The organism is Novacetimonas pomaceti, assembly GCF_003207955.1.
Taxonomy (GTDB): Bacteria; Pseudomonadota; Alphaproteobacteria; order Acetobacterales; family Acetobacteraceae; genus Novacetimonas; species Novacetimonas pomaceti.
The window spans coordinates 399,659-422,224 of the sequence record NZ_NOXG01000002.1 but is presented as its reverse complement, the minus strand read 5'-3'; the positions used below and the strand labels follow the sequence as shown (position 1 = coordinate 422,224).

The window sequence follows — 22,566 nt, the reverse complement described above, 5'->3', positions numbered from 1 at the left end:
ACGTTCCGCCATTCATGCACCGCGGTCTCCGGGGATTGGTGCCCGGAACGCTGGATCGTTACCTGCTGCTGCAGGTGGTGCCACCATTTTCCATTTCGCTGGGCGTGGTGATGGCGGCCCTGCTGCTGGAACGGCTGCTGGCGCTGTTCAACATGCTGGCGTCGAACGGCAGCTCGATGAAGACGTTCCTGGCGCTGCTGACGGATCTGGTGCCGCATTACCTTGGCCTCGCCCTGCCGGCCGCCATGTGCGTCAGTGTGTTTTCCGTCATCCGGCGCATGAGCCAGAATCACGAAATCGACGCCCTGATGGCCAGCGGCGTATCGATGTTCCGGATCGCGCGGCCCTTCATCATCGTGGGAACGATCCTCGGCGCGCTCAGCTTCTCGCTCTATGGCTTCATCCAGCCCTATGCGCGCTACGACTACCGCTCGGCGCTGTATTTCGCCAGCCACAGTGGCTGGGCGCCGCACCTGCAGTCCCACATGTTTGCAGCGCCGTCGCGCGATCTGATGCTGACGGCGGAAAAGGTCGATGACGCCGGGTCGCGTCTGTTCACGGTCTTCATCCGCGATAACAGCAGCCATGAGGTGACCCGCTATATCACCGCGCGCAAGGGATACCTGTATATCCCGAACAGCGACGAGAAGATCCGCCTCGACCTGATTGACGGGACGATCATCACCGACCGGCATGACAAGAGCCCGTCAATCATCCATTTCGACCATACGACCGAACTGTTCTCGCCCCATGGCCAGCTTGACAAGATGCAGGCCAACCGCAGCCGGGGACAGACGGAACGTGAACTGACGCTGCCAGAGCTGTATCACGACATCCGCCATGGCATGCCGGGGATCAAGCATTCCTATCTGGTCGCGGAACTGCATTTCCGCCTTGCACGCACGATCGCGATCCCGTTCATTCCCTTCCTTGCCTGCGCGCTGGCGATCATGGCCAAACGGCAGAAACGCAGCATCGGCCTGCCGATCGCCGCCGTTACGCTGGTAGGTTTTGACCATACGTTGCAAATGGGTCTCAGTCTTGTCGCGAATGCCCACATGTCGCCACTGGTGGTGATCTGGCTCCCGACGCTGGTATTCGCCGTGGGCTGTGTCGGGACACTGGTCTGGCGCTGCGGGGGCCTTCGCGTCCTGCTCATGGCGCCGCATCCTTCTTCGCAACGCGTCCTGTCGCCTGACGGCCTGCCGACGCGGACGCAGGATTCGCATCCATGAACCTGAAGGGAAAGACAATACGCCTGCTGCCCGGCGGGCGCGTGCTTGTGGGCTATCTGACCCGCGAACTGCTGGGCAAGATTTTCGCCACCGCCGCGGTCATCGTCGCGCTGATGGAGGTCCTGGCGCTCTTGGAACAGGTGACGGAAATCATGGGCCGCCATCTGGGCCTGTCCGGTGTGCTGTATTACGCCGTGATCCGCCTGCCGCTGCTGTTTGGCAACGCGATGCCGCTGGCGGTGCTGATCGGGGCGCTGATCACATTGCTGCAGCTGACGATCTCGAACGAGATTTCGATCCTGCGCGCCGCCGGGCTGTCGACGCCGGGCCTGTTCCGCCTGTTCCTGCCCGCGATACTGGGGCTGGGGCTTTTGTGCGTGGTGGTGGACGATCAGGTCGTCCCGCGCAGTGAAATCGCGCAGGCACGATGGTGGAACGCCACCAATCCCTCCCCCACCGGGGTGTCGCGCGATGTCTGGTTCCGCACCGGCATGACGCTTGTCAACGTTCAGGGCATCGCGAAGGGAGGGCGCGAACTGCATGACGTGACCGTCTATCGCCGCGATCACGACGGCCAGGTGGAAAAGGTCATCCACCTGCCAAAGGTCAGCTATTTCATCAACAGATGGAGTGGATATCCCGATCATGTCCTGACGGTCATCAGCCCCACGCGCATGGAACAGCTCGATCCCGATTCCAGTTCCGACACGCGCCTCGTGCTGGACTGGCCGCGGACGCTGACGCCGGATCTGGTCCTGCAGCTGGCGCTGGATACGCCACAGTCGATTCTGACCATGATGCAGGTGCTCGACAATGATTTTCCTTCCAGCCAGTCCCCTGCATTTTTCATGACCGAAATACTGGGTCGTATCATGTTACCCCTGACATTTACGGTTATGCTGTTATTGGCTATCCCGGTGGTTTATATCCCCCCGCGGGCCGGAACACGCAGCTGGCTGCCAATATGGTGCCTGGGGGCAGGTCTGCTGTTTGTCGTATTCCAGGGGTTATTGCGGGCCTTGGGCAATGCCGGTACGCTTCCCTCTCTGGTGGCGGTTTTTGTCGGGATCGTAATTTTCATTCTCGGCGTGGTGACAGTGCTATTGAGGATTGAAGAACGATGATTACCAGTACCCTGAAGAACACAACCATCAGGACGGGGCGCAGCTTCGACCTGGGGAAGATGAATCTTCGCCAGCTGTGGATCGCCTATCTGACCTATCCGACCATCCTTCTCTACTTCGCCCTGGCGGCGGGAAGCTTCGCGGTCACGGTCCATACCTTCGTCTCGTGGCTGCCGGTCGTCATCAGCATCCTGTCGGTCGTCCTGGTCTATCCGCTGGTCTGGTACGCCATCCACCGCTTCATCCTGCACGGACGCTTCCTCTATCGCCTGAAAATGACCTCCGCCCTGTGGAAGCGCATCCATTTCGACCATCATCAGGACCCGCACCTGCTGGACGTCCTGTTCGGTTCCCCGCTGAACACCATCCCGACCATCGCGATCGTCACCATTCCCATCGGCTTCGCCATCGGACAGGCCGCGGGTGCCGCCGCCGCCTTTGGCGCGGGACTTACGATCACCTGCATCTATGAATTCTTTCACTGTATCCAGCATCTCAATTACAAGCCGAAAATGACGTGGATCCAGCGGATGAAGCAGCGTCACGTGCTGCATCACTTCCACAACGAAAACGGTAATTACGGCATCACCAGCTTCGTCGCCGACCGCCTGTTCCGCAGCTATTACGTCGATGCCAAAAGCTGCACGCGCAGCCCCAGCGTCTTCAACCTGGGATACGATCAGGACGAGGCAAAGCGTTACCCATGGGTCATGGACCTGACCGGGTCGCCGCCGCGTGACCGCCCCGATGGCGCGAATTCCAGCCGGAATGCTGCATGACCGACATTCCGGGGCTTAACGTCCTTATCCTTGCCGGCAGCCGCCGGGGGGTGCGCGACCCCATGGCGCAGGCCGCGGGCATTTCGCACAAGGCCCTTCTTCCCGTCTGTGGCCGCCCGATGATCACCCGCGTATGCGATGCCCTGATGCAGGTGCCGGGGCTTGGCAAAATCGTGGTGTGCATTGACGACCCCGAAGCCCTGCGCGGCGCGGTACCCCCCTCCGTCACCTTCATCCCCGAGGCGGCAGGCCCGAGCGCAAGCGTCATGAACGCGCTTGCCACGCTTGGCGCGCCCCTTCTTGTCACGACCGCCGATCATGCGCTGCTGCGGCCGGAATGGGTCGAGTCCTTCATTGCCGATTCCACGCGCGCGCAGTGCGACATGTCTGCCGGAATCGCGCTGGAGGCCGCCATTGCACGCGACGTGCCCGATACGAAACGCACGATGATCCGCCTGGCGGACGGGGCATTTTCGGGATGCAACCTGTTTTTCCTGCGCACGCCTGCGGCGATGTCGGTCCTCAAGCTGTGGCAGCGGCTGGAAAATGACCGTAAGCATCCGCTGCGCATGGCCCGCCTGCTGGGCCCCGGCATCCTGCTGCGTTTTGTCCTGCGCCGCCTGACGCGCGCGGCCCTGTGCCAGCGCATCGGCCGCCTGACGGGCGCGCGGGTCGGGCTTATCCCCATTGATGACGGACGCGCCGCCGTGGATGTAGACAAACCGGCGGACCTTGAACTGGTGACCCGCCTGATCGGACGGGACGCGGTGCCGGCCTGAAGGTTCAGACGGGATGATCGCAACGCCGGGTGTTATCCACGACCTGAAAAATGGCATCGGATAGTCGCATGGACGCCCCTCCGACCGATACCGACATGACGACCGCAGATGTCCAGCCCGCAATCCGGCGGGCTGTGGCGCATCTGTGTGGTCAGCATGACTGGGCCATCCTGCACGAAATGCCATTGCCCAACCGTCGCCGCGCGGATGTCATGGCGCTGTGTCCCGCCGGTCGGCTGACCTGTATTGAAATCAAGTCCGGGCTGCCTGATTTCCGCAGTGACCTCAAATGGCCGGAATACCGGCCATGGTGCGATGCCTTTTATTTCGCGGTGCCCGGCTTTTTCCCCCCCGACGTCCTGCCCGACGATGTCGGGGTGATGGTGGTGGACCTGCCCGCGTCCCCTATCCGGGCCAACATGATCGCGGATGCCGCCATCGTGCGTCCCGCGCCCTCCCATCCCCTGGCGGCGGCGCGGCGGCGCAGCCTGACCCACAGGTTCGCCATGCTCGCGGCACAGAGACTGAACAGGATGGAAGATCCCACGCTGGCTGCCGTTTTGCAGACGGCACTTCGATCCGACTGACGCGTTTGCCTTCCCACCCCCAAAAGGAGTTCCCCATGCCCAGCCCCCATATCCTGTACCGTTTCGAGGCCGCGCGTTCCGTCGTGCGTGATGCGGCGGAACTGGCGATGAAGATGCGCCCGGCCCCCGGCGGTCCGCAGGCGACGCAGAAAGCCGCGCAGGACTGGCTGACGGAAACCGATGGCGCGGTGGAAGCCCTGATTTCGCATCGCATCGGCCAGCTGTTCCCCGAAGACGGTTTCCAGGGCGAAGAGGAAGGCCGCACCCGTGGCGGCAGCCTGCGCTGGGTGGTTGATCCCATCGACGGGACCTCCAACTACGCGCGCGGACGCAACCGCTGGTGCATTTCCCTTGGGCTGATGGATGGCGATACCCCCATCGCCGGCATCATTGAAGCCCCCGCCCTGCGGGAGACCTATACCGCCGTGCGGGGACAGGGCGCCTTTCTGAACGGACGGCCGATCCATGCCTCCACCGTTTCGGATCCCGCCTCATCCATGATCGAGATGGGGTGGAGCAACCGGGTGAAGCCGGGCGTATTCCAGCAGAAGATCGACGCCATCCTGAACCTTGGCGCGATGCCACGTTCCGGCGGATCCGGCGCCATCGCCCTTGCCGAAGTCGCCTGCGGACGGCAGGACGGCTATCTGGAAATGAGCATCAACCTGTGGGACGTCGCCGCCGCCCTCGTCCTGCTGGAGGAGGCTGGCGCGCGGGTTTCGCCCTTCCTGCGCGACGGCGGGCTGGAGGGGGACGCCACAATCCTGGCGGCGGCCCCGCATATTGCCGATGTCCTTTCGCAGGCGGTCGGCGTATCGATGGATTGATGAACCGCCGACACTGACATAAGCAGCCATTATTCGGCCACGAAAACGGGGCATGTCCCGGCGCGGGGCATAACCCGTTCATGCCACGGCCCGGCACGATCGAGAGGGAGCACAGGCGTGCGAAACGGTTTTTTCGTCAAAAGTCTCATGGCCGCAACGCTTATGGCCATGCCATGCCATGCCGTCATGGCCGCAACGGCCACGGCGGAAAAGGAGCAGAACCTTGTCGATCAGGCGACGCTGACGGTCCGCGACATGTTTTCGGGCGCGAAGTCCAACAGCAAGATCACGCGCTACCTTGCCCAGGCGCGTGGGGTCATCGTGTGTCCGTCGGTCATGCGCATGTCCATCGGCTTTGGCGGGGGCAGCGGGGGGTGCGTGCTGCTGACGCGCGACGGGCGCGGGTCATGGTCGGACCCGGCCTTCTACAAGATCACGACCGCCAATTTCGGGCTGCAGCTGGGCATGCAGGATGCGGAGATCATGATGTTCGTCATGACCGATACCGGCGTGCAGTCCCTGCTGGACAGCCAGTTCAAGCTGAGCGCCGACATGGGCACCTCTTTCGCGTCATCCGGATCGGGGGTCGAAAGCGGCACGGCAGGGTCCCATAACACGGGCATCATGGGCGTTCAGAAATCCAAGGGCCTGTTTGCCGGCGCCGCCCTCGGCGGGTCCAAGCTGAAGGTCAACAGCCCGGCGAATCGCGCCTATTACAACCAGATTGTCGGCCCCGAAGACATCGTGATTTCCATGCGCGTCAACAATCCGGGCGCCGACCCCCTGCGCAGCGCGCTCAGCGAGGTCCTGACGACGGCGCAGGCAAACGTTCCCCCGGGCGAAAACGCGACATCAGGCACGACCGGTAGCCAGCCCGTCGTCCAGCCCGCGCAGGCGGGACAGGTCCACAGTCAGGAACTGCCGAGCCAGTAAGTAAACGGCCGTTTGAAAGCAACAGAAGGTTTTGGGCGTCGCCTTCTTTCGGACAGGCGACGCCGTCCAGAGCTTTTTGAAAAAAGCTTCACCAAAAACCTTTAAAATTTCAGAGTGTTATGGGCCTACCTTTTCAAACGTCCTCCAGGGACGCGTGATCGTATGTCCTAGTGTTCCGGCTGCGCTGCCTGTCGCGCCCGGAATGCACTGACATGGCGGTTATGTTCGCCCAGGCTGGCCGCGAAATCATGGCCGCCACTTCCGTTGGCAACGAAATACAGCATATCGCCTTCCGCCGGATGGGCCGCAGCTTCCAGCGACGCCAGCCCCGGAGAGCAGATCGGCCCCGGTGGCAGGCCGGATATGACATAGGTGTTATAGGCGGTGGGCGTGGTCAGGTCGGCGTGTGACAGGGCATGCCCCAGCGGTCCCGCGCCCTGATTCAGGCCATAGACCACCGACGGGTCGGACTGAAGCCGCATTCCCTGATGCAGGCGGTTGAGGAAGACACGCGCCACCATGGGGCGTTCCTGCGCCACGGCGGTTTCACGTTCGATCATGGAGGCAAGGATCAATAGCGTCCGGGGATCGGGTATGGCGGGATCGGGCTGCCGTCCGTCCCATACGCGCGACAGCGTACGCGTCATGGCATGCTGCATCCGGCCCAGCAGGGCCTGACGCGCCATTCCCCATTCATAATCATAGGTCAGGGGCATCACGTCCCCTTCCGCTGGCGGGGTAACCGTCCCTTCCAGCGCGGGCGCATCATTCAGCAGTGCCGCAATCTGCAGGGATGACCTTCCTTCGGGAATGGTCAGGCGATGTATGACCGGCTTTCCATGGCGCAGCACGAACAGGACCTGCTGCATTGACGCATGGGCGGGAAAGTTCAGTTCGGCGGCATGCAGCGCACCGTCAGGACGGGTCAGTTGCACCGCGATACGGAATATCGCATGCGTCCACGCATCCCCGGGAAATACGCCCGCATCACTAAGCGAGGCAAAGGCACGTCCCTCGCCCCCCCTGGCCACCACGATCACGCGTGCGTCGGGCATGGGACCGGGACGGGTAAAGACCCATGCCCCGTAACCGACACCCGCAAGCCCCGACAGAACCAGAACAAGAAAGACGATACCAAGTCCTGTCAGAACCCTGCGCACGTTTCTCCCTTCCTGTCGGCCTCATGCCACCGGGCGGGCACGCCCCGTTTTCAGACCCCGCGCAGGATGATGCTGGCGTTCGTGCCGCCAAAGCCGAAGCTGTTGGACAGGATGGTGTCGATACGGCGTTCCTGCGCCGTATGGGCGACACGGTCGATCACGCTTTCACGTGACGGATTGTCCAGATTGAGGGTGGGCGGCGCGACATTGTCACGCATCGCGAGAATGGAATAAATCGCCTCCACCGCGCCGGCAGCACCCAGCAGATGCCCGACGGCCGACTTGGTGGACGACATCGCCAGCTTGCGCGCGTCATCGCCAAACAGGCGTTCGACCGCTTCCAGTTCAAGGTCATCGGCCATGGTGGAGGTCCCATGCGCGTTGACATACTGGATATCCGCAGGCGTCAGGCCCGCGCTGCGCAGGGCGCCCTGCATGGCGCGGAAGGCGCCATCATGCCCTGGCGCGGGCGCGGTGATGTGATGGGCGTCACCCGACATCCCGTATCCCACCACCTCGGCATAGATTTTCGCGCCACGTGCCTTGGCGTGTTCATATTCTTCCAGCACGACAATGCCCGCGCCCTCGCCCATGACGAAACCGTCGCGGTCACGGTCCCACGGGCGCGATGCCTTGGCCGGCGTATCATTGAAATGGGTTGACAGCGCCTTGGCCGAACAGAAACCGGCGATGCCAAGTTCGCACACCGCTGCCTCCGCCCCGCCGGCGACCATGACATCCGCATCGCCCAGCATGATCATGCGCGATGCGTCGCCAATGGCATGCACGCCCGTCGCACAGGCAGTGACCACCGAATGGTTCGGCCCCTTGAATCCGTACTTGATGGAGACATGCCCCGACACGAGGTTGATCAGCGCGGAAGGAATGAAGAAGGGCGACAGACGCCGCGCGCGACCTTCCTTGACCGTGACCGATGCCTCGTAAATGGTCTGGAGACCGCCGATGCCCGCGCCGATCATGACGCCGGTGCGGCAGCGATCCTCCTCGGATTCGGGCTTCCACCCGGAATCCTCGACCGCTTCGGTTGCTGCCACCAGTCCCAGATGGATGAAGCGGTCCATCTTCTTCTGGTCCTTGACAGGAACCCAGTCAGAAAGAGTCAGGCAATGATCTTCGGTGGGTCCGACCGGAACCTCGCCCGCGACCTGGGCCGGCAACCCGGACGGATCGAACGCGGTAATGCGGCCAAAGCCGTTTTCCCCCGCCACCAGACGTGACCAGTTATGTTCGATCCCCAGCCCGAGCGGACTGACGATGCCCATACCGGTCACAACAACGCGTCGCTGCTTCGACGCCAATCCGGCAGACTGTATCAACCCGACCTGCTCCCTGACTCTAACGATATCTGACTGTTTTTCTACTCAAGCCACAAACGCCACGCGCGTGGCTCAGGCAGCCTTCTGCTTCTCGATGTAATCGATCGCGTCCTTGACGGTCGTGATCTTTTCCGCCGCATCTTCGGGGATCTCGACGCTGAAGGCTTCCTCGAACGCCATCACCAGTTCAACGGTGTCCAGGCTGTCCGCACCCAGATCGTCAATGAAAGAGGCGTCCGGCGTCACCTTGCTTTCGTCGACACCAAGGTGTTCGACAACGATCTTCTTAACCTTATCGGCAATTTCGCTCATCTGTCTCTGCTTCCTGTCTGCCCCTGAAGAAACGGGCGGTTCGAAACTCATTCGTCCTGATAACGTCCCGCAAACCGGAACTGCGGGAAAAGCGTCCGGCCCGCTTCGGACGAAGCTGCGGGCGATTAGCACGGTTTACCTGTCCACGCCAAGGCGATGATCGCATTTCGTTATGCCTGCGATGCCCCGGGGTGGATCCCCCGCGCCCGTTCACCCCTTCTTTTTTGCCACTTCGGCGCTGGTGTCCAGCGAAATTCCGTACCCCACGCCTTCAGGACATGGCCATGCCGCCATTGACATGCAATGTGGCGCCCGTCACCCACGCGGCCTCCGCCGAGACAAGATACACCACCGCCGAGGCCACGTCGGCGGGCTGTCCCATGCGGCCCAGCGGAATCGCGGATGTCAGCTTTTCCTTCTGCGCATCAGGCAGGACATCGGTCATCGCGGTCTGGATGAAGCCCGGCGCCACGACATTGACCGTCACCCCGCGCGACCCGGCTTCCTGCGCCATCGACTTGCTCATGCCGATCATGCCCGCCTTGGCGGCGGAGTAATTGACCTGCCCCGCATTGCCCGTCACGCCGACGACAGAGGCGATGTTGACGATCCGGCCGGAGCGCCGCCGCAGCATTCCCTTCAGCGCCGCGCGCGACAGCCGGAACGGGGCCGAAAGGTCCACGTCCATGACGCGGTTCCAGTCATCGTCCTTCATGCGAATCGCAAGCGTATCGCGCGTCAGCCCGGCATTGTTGACCAGAATATCCAGCGGCGCGCCGGCCTTTTCCTCCGCCGCCGCGACCAGGGCGTCAGCCGCCGCAGCGTCGGACAGGTCAGCCGTGCAGACATGCAGCCGCCCTTCATCCGTGCCCGCGTCCGACGCAATGGCCGTCGCGACATCGCGCAGCACCTGCTCACGCGTGCCCGACAGCACCACAACCGCGCCCTGCGCATGCAGGCTCCGCGCGATCGCGCTGCCGATTCCACCCGACGCCCCGGTTACCAGCGCCACCTTTCCATCAAGCCTGAACATCTACCCGTCATTTTCCCTGTTATCTGGAGGTGCGGCCCACATTGCCGGCAGGCGGGGCCGCCACAAGCCACGCCGCATCAGCGCGCGGCCAGAAAAGCCTCGATATCGGCCGGGGTCCCCACCGAACGCGTGGCCACGTCGCCGTTGATGCGGCGCACGAGACCCGACAGGACCTTCCCCGCCCCGATCTCCACAAAACTGTCCACGCCCATGCCGACCATCGCCTCCACGCTTTCGCGCCAGCGCACGGTGCCCGTCACCTGCCGCACCAGCAGGTCGCGGATGGTCGCGGGGTCCGTGACCTTCGCCGCCGTCACGTTGGCGACAACGGGGATCACCGGCGGACGGATGTCCTCGCGCGCCAGCGCTTCACGCATCGCCTCGGCCGCGGGTTCCATCATGGAACAGTGAAACGGCGCGGAAACGGGCAATGCCAGCGCCCGCTTGACCTTGCGCGCCTTGGCGATCGCGATCGCACGTTCGATCGCGGGCAGTTCGCCCGCCACCACCACCTGCCCGCCGCCATTGTCATTGGCGATCTCGATGATCTCGCGCCGGTCGGGCCGGCCTTCCTCCCGCACGATGGCCGCTTCCTCGCAGATGGCGCGCGCCTGCTCCAGGTCCACGCCGATCAGGGCCGCCATGCCGCCCTTTCCCACCGGAACCGCCTTCTGCATGGCCTGGCCACGCAGGCGCAGCAGGCGCGCCGTCTGCGTCAGGCCAAACGAACCCACCGCCGCCAGCGCGGAATATTCCCCCAGGGAATGCCCCGCCACCAGCGCGACCTCCGAACGCAGGTCCACCCCGCCCTCGCGCTCCAGCACGCGCAGTACCGCGAGAGAGACGGCCATCAGCGCGGGCTGGGTGTTTTCCGTGCGGGTCAGGTCCTCGGCCGGGCCTTCGAACATCACCTTCGACAGGTGCTGGCCCAGCGCATCGTCAACTTCCTGGAAAACTTCGCGCGCGGGGGCGAAGGCTTCGGCCAGGTCGCGTCCCATTCCGACGGACTGGCTTCCCTGACCGGGGAAAATAAAGGCTTGCACAGGCATGGTTATCTCGTCCGGATCCACATGTTCAAAAAAATCCCCGTGGTGATGACGGCACGAGGCCCCACCTGTCAATCACGCGATGCCGGGCGGTGTCCGCGCCGCGCCACCATCAGCAGCGCATCCCACGGCAGGGCCGCCACCTCACGCAGGCGCCAGAACCAGCGACGCGGCAGGGACCGGGCCGCGGGATGGGGCGGTGGCGGAACGGGGATGACCTTCCACCCCGCAAGGGACATGAGCATCATGCAGCGCGGCAGGTGATAGGCACTGGTGGCGATGGCAACCGGCCCCGCATGCCCCCTGTCATGCAATATCTGCGAACAGGCCCGGACCGAATCCAGTGTGTCGCGGGCCGTTTCCTCCATCACGATGTCATCGGGCGCGACGCCCCCGGCAACCAGCAGATCGGCCATGACCCGTGCCTCCGACGGCAGGCCGTCCCGCGCGCACCCGGTCGGGATCAGGAACGGGTTTTTACATTCCCGCGCAAAAACCGCCGCCGCCTCAACCCTGTGGCGCAGCGTCCGTGACGGGGTTGCGTCCGGACGGACCCGCGCCCCGAAAATGACAATCGGCAGGCGCGGGGATCGCGGCATCAGCGCGGGGCGCGCAGCAGCACCCGGTTCAGCCCCGACAGGGTCGTGAACATCGTGCGCCAGATGGTGGCGAAACGCGCGGCGGAGATCCCGCGCGGTTCCATGATGGCCGCAAGATCGGCCACCGTGCGTTCCCCATCGATCAGGGGCAGGAAGCCGCGCGTCTGCGGCGGAACCGCGACGGGCACGACCAGCGTGCCGAAGGCAAAGGGCAGACGGTCGTCCGGCGTGATCTGTTTCGCCAGTTCGGCGCCGGGGATTTCACGCATGACCGGCACCGAATCAGGCGCCATCGGATCCGCGCGACGCACTGCCGCCCCGGCCCGCGTGACATAGACCACGTGCGTCGCCATGTTGCCTGCCACATCCTCCGCCACGGCGGCGCGCTGGCGTTCGGGCAGGTCCCTGATCCGCGCGCGCAGGCGTGGATCGGCCAGCAGCAGCGCCGGATCGTAACGCAGCGGTTCCATCAGGCACGCCACCGACAGGCCGGCACGGTCCAGCAGGCCAAACAGCGCGGTCACGTCATAGGCGCGATCGCGCGGGTTCAGCAGCAGGTCATACAGCCCCGCATCCCCGCCCGTCAGATGATCGCCGAAATTCGCGTTCTGCCGCAGCCACGCCGTCGCGGGCAGGTGCCGCATGACGCGACGCGCCACGTCCAGCCGACGCGCCGGGGGATCATCCAGCGGGGCCAGGCGGGCCAGCGCATCCTGCAGCATGTAGACGCCCGTGCGGCCATAGGGGGCATAGACCATCAGGCCCATGCCGCCATCGGGCGCAAGCATCGCCGTCAGGCCGGACAGGGCGGCATCCGGGTCGGGCAGGTGATGCAGCACCCCGCAGCAGTCGATGTAATCGAATACACCCAGATCCAGCGTATCCAGCCGCGTCAGGTCCCCGGTGATGAAGCGGATATTTTCCAGCCCGCGCATCTGGGCACGTTCGCGCGCGATGCGCAGGGCGTGTTCCGAACGATCGACGCACACGACCTCGCCCGGCCGTCCCTCGCGCGACATGTGGGTCGCCAGCATGATGGCCCCGTCGCCCGTGCCGCAGCCCGCCACCAGCGCACGCAGCGGGCGGGAACGCGGACGCGTCGCACCGAATACCCAGTAATCGATTTCGCGCAGGTGGCTGGGACTGCCGATCAGCAGCCGCTTTTTCTCCTCGCGCGGGTCGCGTTCCGGATAGGGGTAGGCCTCGTACTGGGCGGCAAGCCCCCCGTCACGCGCATCGCCGCCCACGCCGCTGCCTGTCGTTTCCATCGGTCCCTCAGCGCGGCAGGAGCTTGCCACGCTGCCATGCCTCGGCGGCGGCATCGGCGCTCATGCCGTCCACGCGCATGGCATGGTCCAGCGCGCTGACCACCTTGTTGCCCAGCGTCAGTTCGTCGAGTTCATCCAGCATGTCGGAATCAAGGTCCGGTCGCACGGCGCTGCGCACCAGCATCCGCGCCGTCTGCGCCGGGCCCAGCGCCCCCTTGGGATCTGCCAGCGACGTCAGGTTCGTGCTGCCATAATGCAGGAAGTTCGGCTGCCACAGCGCCAGGATCGCGGGATCGCCCGTTCCCACGGCCTGGATCGCGTATTCCATCGCCTCCTCATCCGGCCGCGCGGCGATGGTGAAGCCATGCTCGGTCAGGTTATAGGCCACGACCCCCTGACGCACGCGGTCCAGCGTGGACTGCGCGGCCACGATCTCGCGGTTGACGTCATGCCCTTCGGACGCCAGCTCCGCGATGGAGGTCAGGCCCGTGGCGGCGCTGGTGGGCAGGTACCAGCCGAATTCCGGGCGATACAGATCGCCCAGCGGCTCCATCCCCAGCGAGGAATCGAGATAGGCGCCATCCACGTCCGGCAGCCACGCCGACACGAACAGGTCGATGTCGCCATTGCGCATGTGCCCCATCAGTGCCTCGCGATTGCCCGGCACGTATTCGATTTCCAGCTCATAGGCCTCCAGCACGCGCGCGACCGCGGCGGCCGTCGCCTCATGCAGTGTTTCGTCCAGGTGTCCAAGCGTGACCGATGTCATGAGAATTCTCCATTCTGACGGGTGCGTTCCTGACAGGCGCACATGATCGACACAAGCGCGACACTCCCGAAACCCGATATGTCCTATTCCTCCCGTTGCCACCCGATGGTGGCAGCGGGAACGTTATCTATCCCTGCTGCTGCGTCAGGCCGGGCCGTGGGGCCGACGCGTGGCGGGCATGCTGTGGCTGGGCCGCGGGCAGTTCATAATCGAACACCAGGACGCCGATGATATAGGGGGCCGCGAATTTCTTGAACGCCTCATGCGCCGGATCGAAATAGGCGGGATCCGTGACAACCGGCCGGCCGACATAATAGTTGCGGTCCCCTTCCGAATTGAAGGTCATGACGAAGGCCTGGTCAAACCCCTGGTCCGCGCCCTCCCCGCTCATCTGCACGCCGGTTTCGATGCCTGCCACCACCTGCTGTCCGTTATCGCGTCGCGACACCTGCGCCAGCGCCCTGAAACGGCGCACCACCTCCGCGCGCTGGGCGTCGGTGATGGTCGGCAGGAAACGCATCAGGACGATATGACGGACCTTGCCCGGACGGAAATCCGGGGCGGTGAAGGCACGCAGCCCTATCTGCGCCGCAAGCAGCCGGACCGCGCGCGCCTCTTCCCCCAGTTCGGCCTCCTGCGCGCTGCCCGCCGGCAGGGTGCCGGTGGCGACGGCCGGGGCAGGCTGGACAGGGGCAGGCTGGGTGGGCGCGGCCTGAACTGGCGCCGACTGTGCCGACGTTGACTGTGCCGGTGCCGGTGCTGCCTGGGCTGGTGCCGACTGATCCGGCGCGGGAACGGGCGCGGACGGGGACGGCTGGGCCGGGACGGCGGAAGGCGCTGGCGGGTCGGCGCGGGCCTCCGTCCCACCTGCCACCCCCATGAGGAAGCCGGACAGGATCATCCCATGGATAATGCCCCGCGACGGACCACGCCGCCTGTAACCTGGTATCATGCCTTCTCCGTGCCCCTTTTCCGCGTGCCTCAGGCCGACGCGGTAATGCGGGCAAATTTTTTCTGCTGCAATTTCAGAAGATAATAAAACACGCGCGCGATCAGGGCATGCAGGCGCCCATGCGGCGTCCAGCCGATCGTCTTGAGGATCATGCCCGTCACGCGATTGGTATGGCGCGGCTGATAGACCTTGAGCGCCCGCGACATATACGCCGCGATACAGCGCCGATGGTCATAGGGCTGTCCCGGCGCGTCATTGGTCACGTGAAAGGCGGAGGCGAGTTCATCGTCCTCGCTTTCGCCCACGCGACCCAGCGCGATGCGCGTCCGCTGCCACACGCCCAGTTTCTCGCGCCCGAGATAGCGGTGCATGTGGTCGTAAAACAGCTTGAAATGACGGTATTCGTCGGCGGCGATCTGCTTGCACACGGCCTTGAGCACCGGCTCGTCCGTCGCGTCGGCCAGCGCGGTATAAAAGGATGAGGTCCCGGTTTCCACCATGCAGCGCGCGATCAGTTCGCCCGTGCGCGACCCGCGGATGGAGGTGTCGACATCCAGATCCAGCTGGTAGGAGCGCCGGTACCGGTGAAAGGCATCCACGTAATCCCACGACGGATCCGCCAGCATCGCCCAGCGTCCCAGCGCGTCGCCGTGCTGCACCTCCTCATGCGCCCACCTGTCGGCGGCCTGCCTGAAATCCGGATCGTCGGCGAAAACGTTCTTCAGATAGGCCGCGTAATCGACACCATTACGTTCCACCACCGATGCGGCCTTGACGAGGGGCACGATCTCGGGATTTACCCGTGACGGGTCGAATCTGTCCCAGTCCATCTGTTCAATGCGCCAGTGTTTCATCGCCGCCCGTACTCTCGCATAAACTCCGTTCGGTCCCACCGGGACATGTCATTACGCCGCCCGACATGGCACATGTTTCGCCCTTACGCCAAGTCCGCGTATCATGGATCGTTGTAAAACCACGTACTGATCGTGTACGCCATTTTTTCGCAACAACAAGAAAAACGACAGATTGGGTCGCAACATGAACATTCACGAATATCAGGCCAAGGCGCTGCTGCGTTCGTTCGGCATGCCCGTGCCTGACGGTCGTGTCGCTACCTCTGCCAAGGACGCGGTCAGCGCGGCGCGCGAGCTTGCCGCCCCCCTGACGGTGGTCAAGGCCCAGATCCACGCGGGCGGGCGCGGCGCGGGTCGTTTCGCGGGCGCGACGGACGACAGGGGCGGCGTGCGCCTTGCACGCAACGCGGAGGAAGTCGCCAGCGCCGCCGACGCGATGCTGGAGCGTACCCTGATTACGAAACAGACAGGACCGCATGGCAGGGTTGTGCGCAAGGTCTATGTCGAATCGGGCTGCGACATCGCGCGGGAGCTGTACCTGTCCCTTCTGGTGGACCGCAGCTGCGGGCGCATCGCGGTCATCGCCTCCTCCGAAGGGGGGATGGAAATCGAGGAAGTGGCCGCCGCCCACCCCGAACGCATCCTAAAGGCGACGATCGATCCCGCGCTGGGCCTTTGCGATTACCAGTCACGCGACCTCGCGGTGCAGCTCGGGCTGAAGGGGCGTTCCGTGCGCGCGTTCCAGCAGGTCGTGCGCGCGGCCTATGATGCGTTCTGCGGCCTTGACGCCGCGATCGTGGAAATCAATCCCCTGATCGTCACCGGATCGGGCGACCTGCTGGCGCTGGATGCGAAGATGTCGTTCGACGACAGCGCCCTGTTCCGCCATCCCCACCTTGCCGAGCTGCGCGACGAGGACGAGGAAGACCCGCGTGAGCGCGAGGCCGCGCGCCATGGCCTCGCCTATGTCGGGCTCGACGGGTCGATCGGCTGCATGGTCAATGGCGCGGGCCTTGCGATGGCCACGATGGACATTATCAAGATGGAGGGCGAATCGCCCGCCAACTTCCTTGACGTCGGCGGCGGCGCCACGACGGAACGCGTGGCCGCGGCCTTCCGCATCCTGATGTCGGACCCCAACGTGCGCGGCATCCTTGTCAACATCTTTGGCGGGATCATGCGCTGCGACGTGATCGCCGAGGCAATCGTCTCCGCATCGCGCGACACGGGGCTTCGCGTGCCGCTGGTGGTGCGTCTTGCCGGCACCAACGTGGAACGTGGCAAGGCGCTCCTTGCCGAATCCGGCCTGACCATCATTCCCGCCGACGACCTGGGCGATGCCGCCCGCAAGATCGTCGCCGCCGTTCGCAATGCCGGAGCAGCCTGATGTCCATTCTCGTCAACAGTTCCACCAAGGTCATTACGCAGGGTTTCACCGGCGCGCAGGGCACGTTCCATACGGAACAGGCCATCGCCTATGGCACCCGCATGGTCGGCGGCGTCACCCCGGGCAAGGGGGGCGAGGTCCATCTTGGCCTGCCGGTATTCGACACCGTGGCGCAGGCGCGCGAGGCGACGGACGCCGATGCAAGCGTCATCTACGTCCCGCCCGCCGGCGCCGCCGATGCGATACTGGAGGCGATCGCCGCCGAAATCCCCCTGATCGTCTGCATTACGGAGGGGATCCCGGTGCTTGACATGGTACGGGTCCGCATGGCGCTGGAACGTTCGTCAAGCCTGCTGATCGGCCCGAACTGTCCCGGCATCATCACGCCGGGCGAATGCAAGATCGGCATCATGCCCGGCCCGATCCACCGCCGGGGACATGTGGGCATCGTCTCGCGCTCCGGCACGCTGACTTACGAGGCCGTGGCCCAGACGACCGCCATCGGACAGGGGCAGAGCACCTGCGTCGGCATTGGCGGCGACCCGGTCAAGGGCATGGATTTCACCGATGTCCTCGAACGCCTGATCGCCGATCCCGACACCCATTCGATCGTCATGATCGGCGAAATCGGCGGCACGTCCGAAATCGACGGGGCGGAACTGATCCGCGCCAGCGGCACGAAAAAGCCGGTCGTGGGCTTCATCGCCGGGGCCACGGCGCCGCCGGGCCGTCGCATGGGCCATGCGGGCGCGGTCATCACCGGCGGCCATGAAACCGCCGCCGCCAAGATCGAGGCCATGCGCGCGGCCGGCATCCACATCAGCGCCAGCCCCGCCGAACTGGGCACCACGCTGGCGCGCATCCTGGGCTGATCGCGCGGGCGACCGCCGTCACGGGGACAGGCCATCCGTCCCCGTGACGGCGGACACCAAAAATTGTTCGCCACGGGCCATCGTCCGTGACAAAAGACCGCATTGTGTGGCAGATGCTGCTTTCCCTATCCCACAACCGTCCAAGGATCCCGTCATATGTCTGATGGCATTACAGCGGCCTCCCTGCCGTATGTGTCCCCAACGCAGGCCCCGCCGCCGTCGCCCATCCGGACCGACTGGACCCGTGACGAGGTCGCGGCGCTGATCGCGCTGCCGTTCCCCGAACTGCTGTTCCGTGCGCAAAGCGTCCATCGCGAACATTTCGACCCGTCGGAAATGCAGATTTCCACCCTGCTGTCGATCAAGACCGGTGGCTGTCCCGAGGACTGCGCCTACTGCCCGCAAAGCGCGATGCACGAGGATGGCGGCGTCAAGGCCAGCCGCCTGATGGCGGTGGAGGCGGTGATGAAGGAAGCCCGCGCCGCCCGCGACGCAGGGGCCGCGCGGTTCTGCATGGGGGCCGCATGGCGTTCGCCCAAGGAACATGACCTGGAAACGGTGTGCGCCATGGTCGAGGGCGTCAAGAGCCTTGGCATGGAAACCTGCGTCACGCTGGGAATGCTCGACAACAGCCAGGCGCACCGCCTGCGCGATGCCGGGCTGGATTACTACAACCACAACATCGATACCTCCCCCGAATATTATGGGGAGATCATCAGCACCCGCACCTATCAGGACCGTCTGGATACGCTGGCGAACGTGCGTGACGCGGGCATCAATGTCTGCTGTGGCGGGATTGTCGGCATGGGCGAGGATGAAAATGACCGCGCTGGCCTGATCGCCGCGCTGGCCAGCATGCCGCGCCATCCCGAAAGCGTGCCGATCAACATGCTCGTCCGGGTGGAGGGCACGCCCCTTGCGAAAAAGGACGCCCAAAAGGACGCGGCCGTGGTCGATCCCATCGAGTTCGTGCGCATCATCGCCGCCGCCCGCATCACCATGCCCACCAGTCGCGTGCGCCTTGCCGCCGGGCGGGAGGACATGAATGACGAGGCCCAGACGCTGTGCTTCCTCGCCGGGGCGAATTCCATCTTTTACGGTGAAAAACTGCTGACGACCCCCAATCCGGCCGCCAGCCGGGACATGCGCCTGCTGCAGCGGCTGGGGATGCATACCTCTGGCGCGTAAGGCACGCCTGTTGTCCGTCGCAATGGTTTTTCCGCCCCAACAAGGTCGCGTTCCGTCATGTCCTATACGGTAAAGGAGATATTTCCCACGCTGCAGGGCGAAGGCGGGCAGGCCGGACGGGCCGCCGTCTTCTGCCGGTTCGCAGGGTGCAACCTGTGGTCGGGACGCGAGGAGGACCGCGACGGGGCGACATGCCGGTTCTGTGACACCGACTTCATCGGCACGGATGGCACCGGCGGCGGACGCTTCGCCAGTGCCGACGCCCTTGCCGATGCCATCGCCGCCGCATGGACCGCCACGTCCCGCGACGAAGCCTTTGTCGTCTTTACGGGGGGGGAGCCGCTGCTCCAGCTTGACGCGGCGCTGATCGCGGCGATGCACGAACGGGGCTTTTCCATCGCGGTCGAAACCAACGGCACCGTGCCCGCGCCGGACGGGATCGACTGGATCTGCGTCAGCCCCAAGGCGGGCGCGCCGCTGGTACAGACATCGGGGCATGAGCTCAAGCTGGTGTTCCCCCAGGACGGCCTGATGCCCGAACAGGTGGCGGGGCTGGATTTCAGGCAATACTGGCTTCAGCCGATGGACGGTCCCGCGCGTGTCGAAAATACGGCGCGCGCCGTGGAATACTGCATGGCCCATCCGCGATGGCGGCTGTCGCTGCAGACACACAAGCTGATCGGGATTCCCTGACATGACCCTTTCCGCCCTTTCGCCCGATACTGCGCTGGTTGTCTTTTCCGGCGGCCAGGATTCAGCCACCTGCCTGGCATGGGCGCTGTCACGCTTCGCGCATGTGGAAACCCTTGGATTCGATTACGGGCAGCGTCACAGCATCGAACTGTCATGCCGTGAAAAGCTGCGTGACGGGATGGCGCGGCTTGACCCGGCATGGGGCGCGCGGCTTGGCCCTGACCATACGCTTTCGCTTGATGCGCTGGGGGCGGTGTCGGACACCGCGTTGACGCGCGAGGCGGAAATCACCATGGGCGAAAATGGCCTGCCCACGACATTCGTGCCGGGGCGCAACCTGATTTTCCTGACCTTTGCCGCCGCCCTCGCCGCGCGGCGCAATGCGCGCCACATCATCACCGGCGTGTGCGAAACCGACTATTCCGGCTACCCCGACTGTCGCGATGACACGATCAAGTCGCTTCAGGTAACGCTGAACCTTGGCATGGCCAGCCGCCTGGTGCTGCATACGCCCCTGATGTGGATCGACAAGGCCCGGACATGGCAGATGGCGCGTGACCTTGGGGGCGACGCTCTGGTGAACCTCATCAACCGCGAAAGCCACAGCTGCTATCTCGGCACGCGCGGGGTCATGCATCCGTGGGGCCATGGATGCGGCACCTGCCCCGCCTGTCAGCTGCGGCGCGCCGGGTGGGAACGTTTCCAGTCACTGTCGTCCGATGCTTGAACTGGTCTTTACCCGCCGTTTCTGCATGGCGCACCGGCTGCTGTCAGGCGAAAGCGAACGCTGCGCCCTGCCCCATGGTCATAACGAATATGTCCGCGCGACGCTGCGGCCGACCCATCCGGGCCGCCTGGACGGGACGCAGAACATGGTCGTGCCCTTTCACCGGGCAAAAGGAACATGGCACGCCTTCGTCGATAACTGCCTCGATCACGCGCTGCAGCTGGGGGAGGACGATCCCCTGCTGTCGTGGTTTCGCGCGCACGAGCCGGAACGGGCGCAGCGGATCATCGTGACGCCGGGCGATCCCACCACGGAACTGATGGCCTGTCTGATGATGGCGAAGCTGAACGCATTCCTGCATGCCGATGGAAACGTCCTGACCTGCGCGGCGATCGCGCTGGAGGAAACACCGACCAATACCGTACGCTATGAAGGCGATCCGCTCCTGATGCTGCCTGCGCCGCGCCCGGCGCGGCAATGCTGGTGGCGCCGCGCGGACATGAGCATATCGGACATGGGGCACTGATCCCTGCTCCATCGCGCGCGATGACGGACTGACCATGCCGGGGACGTTGTCGCGTCCTTTTTCCTGCCCGCCCTGCAATGGACATGAACGAATGAATGGACTGACACGCTATCGCGACGAATGGTTTGGCAACATACGGCGCGATATCCTTGCCGGCATGGTGGGGACCTTTGCGCTGATCCCGGAGGTCATTGCATTTTCCTTCGTCGCCGGTGTCGATCCTGAGGTCGGGCTTTACGCATCCTTTGTCATCAGCGTGGTCATCGCCTTTACCGGCGGCCGGCCGGGCATGATTTCCGGCGCCGCCGGGTCCGTGGCCCTGGTGGCGGCCGCACTGGTGCGCGGGCACGGGGTCCAGTACCTGCTGGCGGCCACGCTGCTTGCGGGCGTATTCCAGGTGGCCTTTGGCGTGCTGCGGCTGCATGTGCTGATGCGCTATGTCTCGCGCTCCGTAAGGACGGGGTTCGTCAACGCGCTGGCAATCCTGATTTTCTCCGCGCAGCTGCCCCATATGATGCACGTGTCGTGGCAGACCTACGCCATGATCGCGCTGGGACTTGCGATCATCTATGGCGTGCCGAAATTCTTCACGGCGATTCCGTCACCGCTGATCTGCATCCTTGTCCTCAGCCTCATCTCCATCGCCATTCCGATGCCGCTGCATACGGTGGCGGACCTGGGACGGCTGCCGGACAGCCTGCCGCATCTTGTCTGGCCGTCCGTCCCGTTCAGCAGCGCCACGCTTGCGATCATCGCGCCCTATGCCCTCGCCATGGCGACGGTCGGGGTGCTGGAATCCATGATGACCGCCAGCGTCGTCGATGACATCACCGAAACCCATAGCAACAAGCGCATGGAATGCACCGGGCTGGGAATCGCCAACATCGCCGTGGGACTGTTCGGTGGCATCGCGGGATGCGGCATGATCGGGCAGACGGTCGGCAACCTGCGCTATGGCGGCCGGGGCCGGCTGTCGACTTTCGTGGCGGGCGCCTTCCTGCTGCTGCTGATGGTGGCGCTGCGCCCCTGGGTGGCGCAGGTGCCGGTGGCGGCACTGGTGGCGATCATGATCATGGTGTCGGCCAGCACGTTTTCCTGGTCGTCCCTGCGTGACCTGACGCATCACCCGCGCCTGTCCAGCGCTGTCATGCTCCTGACCGTCGCGGTGGTTGTCAGCACCCATGACCTTGCCGCCGGCGTGGTGGCTGGCGTGCTGCTCAATGGGGTATTCTTTGCCTTTCAGGTGTCGCGCATGCTCGATATCACCAGCACTTACGACGCCGCCCATGACACGCGCACCTATGTCGTCACGGGACAGGTCTTCTTTGCCTCCGCCGACAGCTTTACCGACGCGTTCGACCTGCACGACAGCGCGCGCAGGATCCGCATCGACCTGACTGGCGCCCATTTCTGGGACATCACCGCCGTCGGCGCGCTGGAGAACGTGGTGGAAAAAATGCGCCAGCACGGGATGGACGTGGACATCATCGGGCTCAACGCGGCAAGCGCCGCGCTGGTGACCCGCCATTCCGCGGTCGAGGTCCCTTCGCCCTGATCCGGTTCCGGCCCGTCACAAAAC

At 64.6% G+C, this 22,566-nt stretch carries 24 protein-coding genes; 14 read left to right on the top strand and 10 right to left on the bottom strand.

Features of this window, described 5'->3' with window-relative positions; genetic code table 11:
• Nucleotides 1-14 precede the first annotated feature (14 nt).
• From CFR71_RS04255 to CFR71_RS04225, 7 genes are all read left to right on the top strand, one after another.
• A complete protein-coding gene (locus CFR71_RS04255; protein ID WP_165829196.1) occupies nucleotides 15-1,235 on the top strand; it encodes an LptF/LptG family permease in 1,221 nt (406 codons plus the stop codon).
• Entirely contained in the window at nucleotides 1,232-2,359 is a 1,128-nt protein-coding gene (locus CFR71_RS04250; RefSeq protein WP_110527412.1) for an LptF/LptG family permease, read from the top strand. Before CFR71_RS04255 ends, CFR71_RS04250 begins: the two co-directional genes overlap by 4 nt.
• The gene (locus CFR71_RS04245; RefSeq protein WP_110527410.1) at nucleotides 2,356-3,138 is read left to right on the top strand and encodes a sterol desaturase family protein; all 783 of its coding nucleotides are present in this window, start codon (nucleotides 2,356-2,358) and stop codon (nucleotides 3,136-3,138) included. Before CFR71_RS04250 ends, CFR71_RS04245 begins: the two co-directional genes overlap by 4 nt.
• On the top strand, nucleotides 3,135-3,917 hold the full coding sequence (locus CFR71_RS04240; protein WP_110527407.1) for a nucleotidyltransferase family protein: 783 nt from the start codon (nucleotides 3,135-3,137) through the stop codon (nucleotides 3,915-3,917). Before CFR71_RS04245 ends, CFR71_RS04240 begins: the two co-directional genes overlap by 4 nt.
• A 68-nt stretch (nucleotides 3,918-3,985) precedes the next feature.
• A complete protein-coding gene (locus CFR71_RS04235; RefSeq protein WP_239020259.1) occupies nucleotides 3,986-4,504 on the top strand; it encodes an MmcB family DNA repair protein in 519 nt (172 codons plus the stop codon).
• Between the two features lie 35 nt (nucleotides 4,505-4,539).
• The gene (locus CFR71_RS04230) at nucleotides 4,540-5,331 is read left to right on the top strand and encodes an inositol monophosphatase family protein (RefSeq protein ID WP_110527404.1); all 792 of its coding nucleotides are present in this window, start codon (nucleotides 4,540-4,542) and stop codon (nucleotides 5,329-5,331) included.
• Between the two features lie 147 nt (nucleotides 5,332-5,478).
• Nucleotides 5,479-6,264, top strand: coding sequence for a lipid-binding SYLF domain-containing protein (locus CFR71_RS04225; RefSeq protein ID WP_110527401.1), 786 nt, complete (start codon nucleotides 5,479-5,481; stop codon nucleotides 6,262-6,264).
• Between the two features lie 167 nt (nucleotides 6,265-6,431).
• Here the strand turns inward: CFR71_RS04225 and mltG are convergent, their stop codons facing one another.
• The 10 genes from mltG to CFR71_RS04175 all read right to left on the bottom strand — a co-directional run bounded on the left by mltG (nucleotide 6,432) and on the right by CFR71_RS04175 (nucleotide 15,594).
• Nucleotides 6,432-7,424: an endolytic transglycosylase MltG gene (gene mltG / locus CFR71_RS04220; protein WP_110527398.1), complete on the bottom strand. Its 993-nt coding sequence runs from the start codon at nucleotides 7,422-7,424 to the stop codon at nucleotides 6,432-6,434.
• 50 nt (nucleotides 7,425-7,474) lie between these two features.
• The gene (fabF, locus tag CFR71_RS04215) at nucleotides 7,475-8,761 is read right to left on the bottom strand and encodes a beta-ketoacyl-ACP synthase II (protein ID WP_110527395.1); all 1,287 of its coding nucleotides are present in this window, start codon (nucleotides 8,759-8,761) and stop codon (nucleotides 7,475-7,477) included.
• Between the two features lie 72 nt (nucleotides 8,762-8,833).
• Nucleotides 8,834-9,073, bottom strand: a complete 240-nt coding sequence (locus tag CFR71_RS04210) for an acyl carrier protein (protein ID WP_003618476.1) — start codon at nucleotides 9,071-9,073, stop codon at nucleotides 8,834-8,836.
• A 271-nt stretch (nucleotides 9,074-9,344) separates the two neighbouring features.
• Nucleotides 9,345-10,106 carry a 3-oxoacyl-[acyl-carrier-protein] reductase gene (gene fabG, locus CFR71_RS04205; protein ID WP_110527380.1) on the bottom strand — a complete coding sequence of 254 codons (762 nt, stop codon included), beginning with the start codon at nucleotides 10,104-10,106 and terminating at the stop codon, nucleotides 9,345-9,347.
• A gap of 77 nt (nucleotides 10,107-10,183) precedes the next feature.
• Entirely contained in the window at nucleotides 10,184-11,155 is a 972-nt protein-coding gene (gene fabD, locus CFR71_RS04200; protein WP_110527377.1) for an ACP S-malonyltransferase, read from the bottom strand.
• A 68-nt stretch (nucleotides 11,156-11,223) separates the two neighbouring features.
• Entirely contained in the window at nucleotides 11,224-11,751 is a 528-nt protein-coding gene (locus CFR71_RS04195) for a YdcF family protein (RefSeq protein ID WP_110527374.1), read from the bottom strand.
• Entirely contained in the window at nucleotides 11,751-13,019 is a 1,269-nt protein-coding gene (locus CFR71_RS04190) for a class I SAM-dependent methyltransferase (RefSeq protein ID WP_239020257.1), read from the bottom strand. Before CFR71_RS04190 ends, CFR71_RS04195 begins: the two co-directional genes overlap by 1 nt.
• Nucleotides 13,020-13,026: 7 nt before the next feature.
• Complete coding sequence (locus tag CFR71_RS04185) at nucleotides 13,027-13,788, bottom strand: glycine betaine ABC transporter substrate-binding protein (protein ID WP_110527368.1); 762 nt, start codon at nucleotides 13,786-13,788, stop codon at nucleotides 13,027-13,029.
• A 127-nt stretch (nucleotides 13,789-13,915) separates the two neighbouring features.
• Nucleotides 13,916-14,740: a Dabb family protein gene (locus CFR71_RS17235; RefSeq protein ID WP_239020256.1), complete on the bottom strand. Its 825-nt coding sequence runs from the start codon at nucleotides 14,738-14,740 to the stop codon at nucleotides 13,916-13,918.
• Between the two features lie 29 nt (nucleotides 14,741-14,769).
• Nucleotides 14,770-15,594, bottom strand: a complete 825-nt coding sequence (locus CFR71_RS04175; RefSeq protein ID WP_110527366.1) for a ferritin-like domain-containing protein — start codon at nucleotides 15,592-15,594, stop codon at nucleotides 14,770-14,772.
• 184 nt (nucleotides 15,595-15,778) lie between these two features.
• Here CFR71_RS04175 and sucC point away from each other — a divergent pair, with 184 nt between their 5' ends.
• From sucC to CFR71_RS04140, 7 genes are all read left to right on the top strand, one after another.
• Complete coding sequence (sucC, locus tag CFR71_RS04170) at nucleotides 15,779-16,981, top strand: ADP-forming succinate--CoA ligase subunit beta (protein WP_110527363.1); 1,203 nt, start codon at nucleotides 15,779-15,781, stop codon at nucleotides 16,979-16,981.
• The gene (gene sucD / locus CFR71_RS04165; RefSeq protein ID WP_110527360.1) at nucleotides 16,981-17,853 is read left to right on the top strand and encodes a succinate--CoA ligase subunit alpha; all 873 of its coding nucleotides are present in this window, start codon (nucleotides 16,981-16,983) and stop codon (nucleotides 17,851-17,853) included. The genes sucC and sucD overlap by 1 nt, the downstream gene beginning before the upstream one ends.
• 156 nt (nucleotides 17,854-18,009) lie before the next feature.
• The gene (gene bioB, locus CFR71_RS04160; RefSeq protein ID WP_110527357.1) at nucleotides 18,010-19,041 is read left to right on the top strand and encodes a biotin synthase BioB; all 1,032 of its coding nucleotides are present in this window, start codon (nucleotides 18,010-18,012) and stop codon (nucleotides 19,039-19,041) included.
• Between the two features lie 57 nt (nucleotides 19,042-19,098).
• Nucleotides 19,099-19,734, top strand: coding sequence for a 7-carboxy-7-deazaguanine synthase (queE, locus tag CFR71_RS04155; RefSeq protein ID WP_110527355.1), 636 nt, complete (start codon nucleotides 19,099-19,101; stop codon nucleotides 19,732-19,734).
• Between the two features lies 1 nt (nucleotide 19,735).
• Complete coding sequence (gene queC, locus CFR71_RS04150; protein WP_110527352.1) at nucleotides 19,736-20,461, top strand: 7-cyano-7-deazaguanine synthase QueC; 726 nt, start codon at nucleotides 19,736-19,738, stop codon at nucleotides 20,459-20,461.
• Nucleotides 20,454-20,987 (top strand): 6-pyruvoyl trahydropterin synthase family protein, encoded by a 534-nt coding sequence (locus tag CFR71_RS04145; protein ID WP_110527349.1) that lies wholly within the window; start codon nucleotides 20,454-20,456, stop codon nucleotides 20,985-20,987. The genes queC and CFR71_RS04145 overlap by 8 nt, the downstream gene beginning before the upstream one ends.
• Nucleotides 20,988-21,078: 91 nt before the next feature.
• Nucleotides 21,079-22,542, top strand: a complete 1,464-nt coding sequence (locus CFR71_RS04140; RefSeq protein WP_110527346.1) for a SulP family inorganic anion transporter — start codon at nucleotides 21,079-21,081, stop codon at nucleotides 22,540-22,542.
• Nucleotides 22,543-22,566: the final 24 nt, after the last annotated feature.

Bases quoted from the DNA above. Each gene is read 5' to 3' on its own strand.
- CFR71_RS04255 (WP_165829196.1), top strand. From the start codon at position 15: ATGCACCGCGGTCTCCGGGGATTGGTGCCCGGAACGCTGGATCGTTAC.
- CFR71_RS04250 (WP_110527412.1), top strand. From the start codon at position 1,232: ATGAACCTGAAGGGAAAGACAATACGCCTGCTGCCCGGCGGGCGCGTG.
- CFR71_RS04245 (WP_110527410.1), top strand. From the start codon at position 2,356: ATGATTACCAGTACCCTGAAGAACACAACCATCAGGACGGGGCGCAGC.
- CFR71_RS04240 (WP_110527407.1), top strand. From the start codon at position 3,135: ATGACCGACATTCCGGGGCTTAACGTCCTTATCCTTGCCGGCAGCCGC.
- CFR71_RS04235 (WP_239020259.1), top strand. From the start codon at position 3,986: ATGGACGCCCCTCCGACCGATACCGACATGACGACCGCAGATGTCCAG.
- CFR71_RS04230 (WP_110527404.1), top strand. From the start codon at position 4,540: ATGCCCAGCCCCCATATCCTGTACCGTTTCGAGGCCGCGCGTTCCGTC.
- CFR71_RS04225 (WP_110527401.1), top strand. From the start codon at position 5,479: ATGGCCGCAACGCTTATGGCCATGCCATGCCATGCCGTCATGGCCGCA.
- CFR71_RS04210 (WP_003618476.1), bottom strand. From the start codon at position 9,073: ATGAGCGAAATTGCCGATAAGGTTAAGAAGATCGTTGTCGAACACCTT.
- fabG (WP_110527380.1), bottom strand. From the start codon at position 10,106: ATGTTCAGGCTTGATGGAAAGGTGGCGCTGGTAACCGGGGCGTCGGGT.
- fabD (WP_110527377.1), bottom strand. From the start codon at position 11,155: ATGCCTGTGCAAGCCTTTATTTTCCCCGGTCAGGGAAGCCAGTCCGTC.
- CFR71_RS04195 (WP_110527374.1), bottom strand. From the start codon at position 11,751: ATGCCGCGATCCCCGCGCCTGCCGATTGTCATTTTCGGGGCGCGGGTC.
- CFR71_RS04190 (WP_239020257.1), bottom strand. From the start codon at position 13,019: ATGGAAACGACAGGCAGCGGCGTGGGCGGCGATGCGCGTGACGGGGGG.
- CFR71_RS04185 (WP_110527368.1), bottom strand. From the start codon at position 13,788: ATGACATCGGTCACGCTTGGACACCTGGACGAAACACTGCATGAGGCG.
- CFR71_RS17235 (WP_239020256.1), bottom strand. From the start codon at position 14,740: ATGATACCAGGTTACAGGCGGCGTGGTCCGTCGCGGGGCATTATCCAT.
- CFR71_RS04175 (WP_110527366.1), bottom strand. From the start codon at position 15,594: ATGAAACACTGGCGCATTGAACAGATGGACTGGGACAGATTCGACCCG.
- sucC (WP_110527363.1), top strand. From the start codon at position 15,779: ATGAACATTCACGAATATCAGGCCAAGGCGCTGCTGCGTTCGTTCGGC.
- sucD (WP_110527360.1), top strand. From the start codon at position 16,981: ATGTCCATTCTCGTCAACAGTTCCACCAAGGTCATTACGCAGGGTTTC.
- bioB (WP_110527357.1), top strand. From the start codon at position 18,010: ATGTCTGATGGCATTACAGCGGCCTCCCTGCCGTATGTGTCCCCAACG.
- queE (WP_110527355.1), top strand. From the start codon at position 19,099: ATGTCCTATACGGTAAAGGAGATATTTCCCACGCTGCAGGGCGAAGGC.
- queC (WP_110527352.1), top strand. From the start codon at position 19,736: ATGACCCTTTCCGCCCTTTCGCCCGATACTGCGCTGGTTGTCTTTTCC.
- CFR71_RS04145 (WP_110527349.1), top strand. From the start codon at position 20,454: ATGCTTGAACTGGTCTTTACCCGCCGTTTCTGCATGGCGCACCGGCTG.
- CFR71_RS04140 (WP_110527346.1), top strand. From the start codon at position 21,079: ATGAATGGACTGACACGCTATCGCGACGAATGGTTTGGCAACATACGG.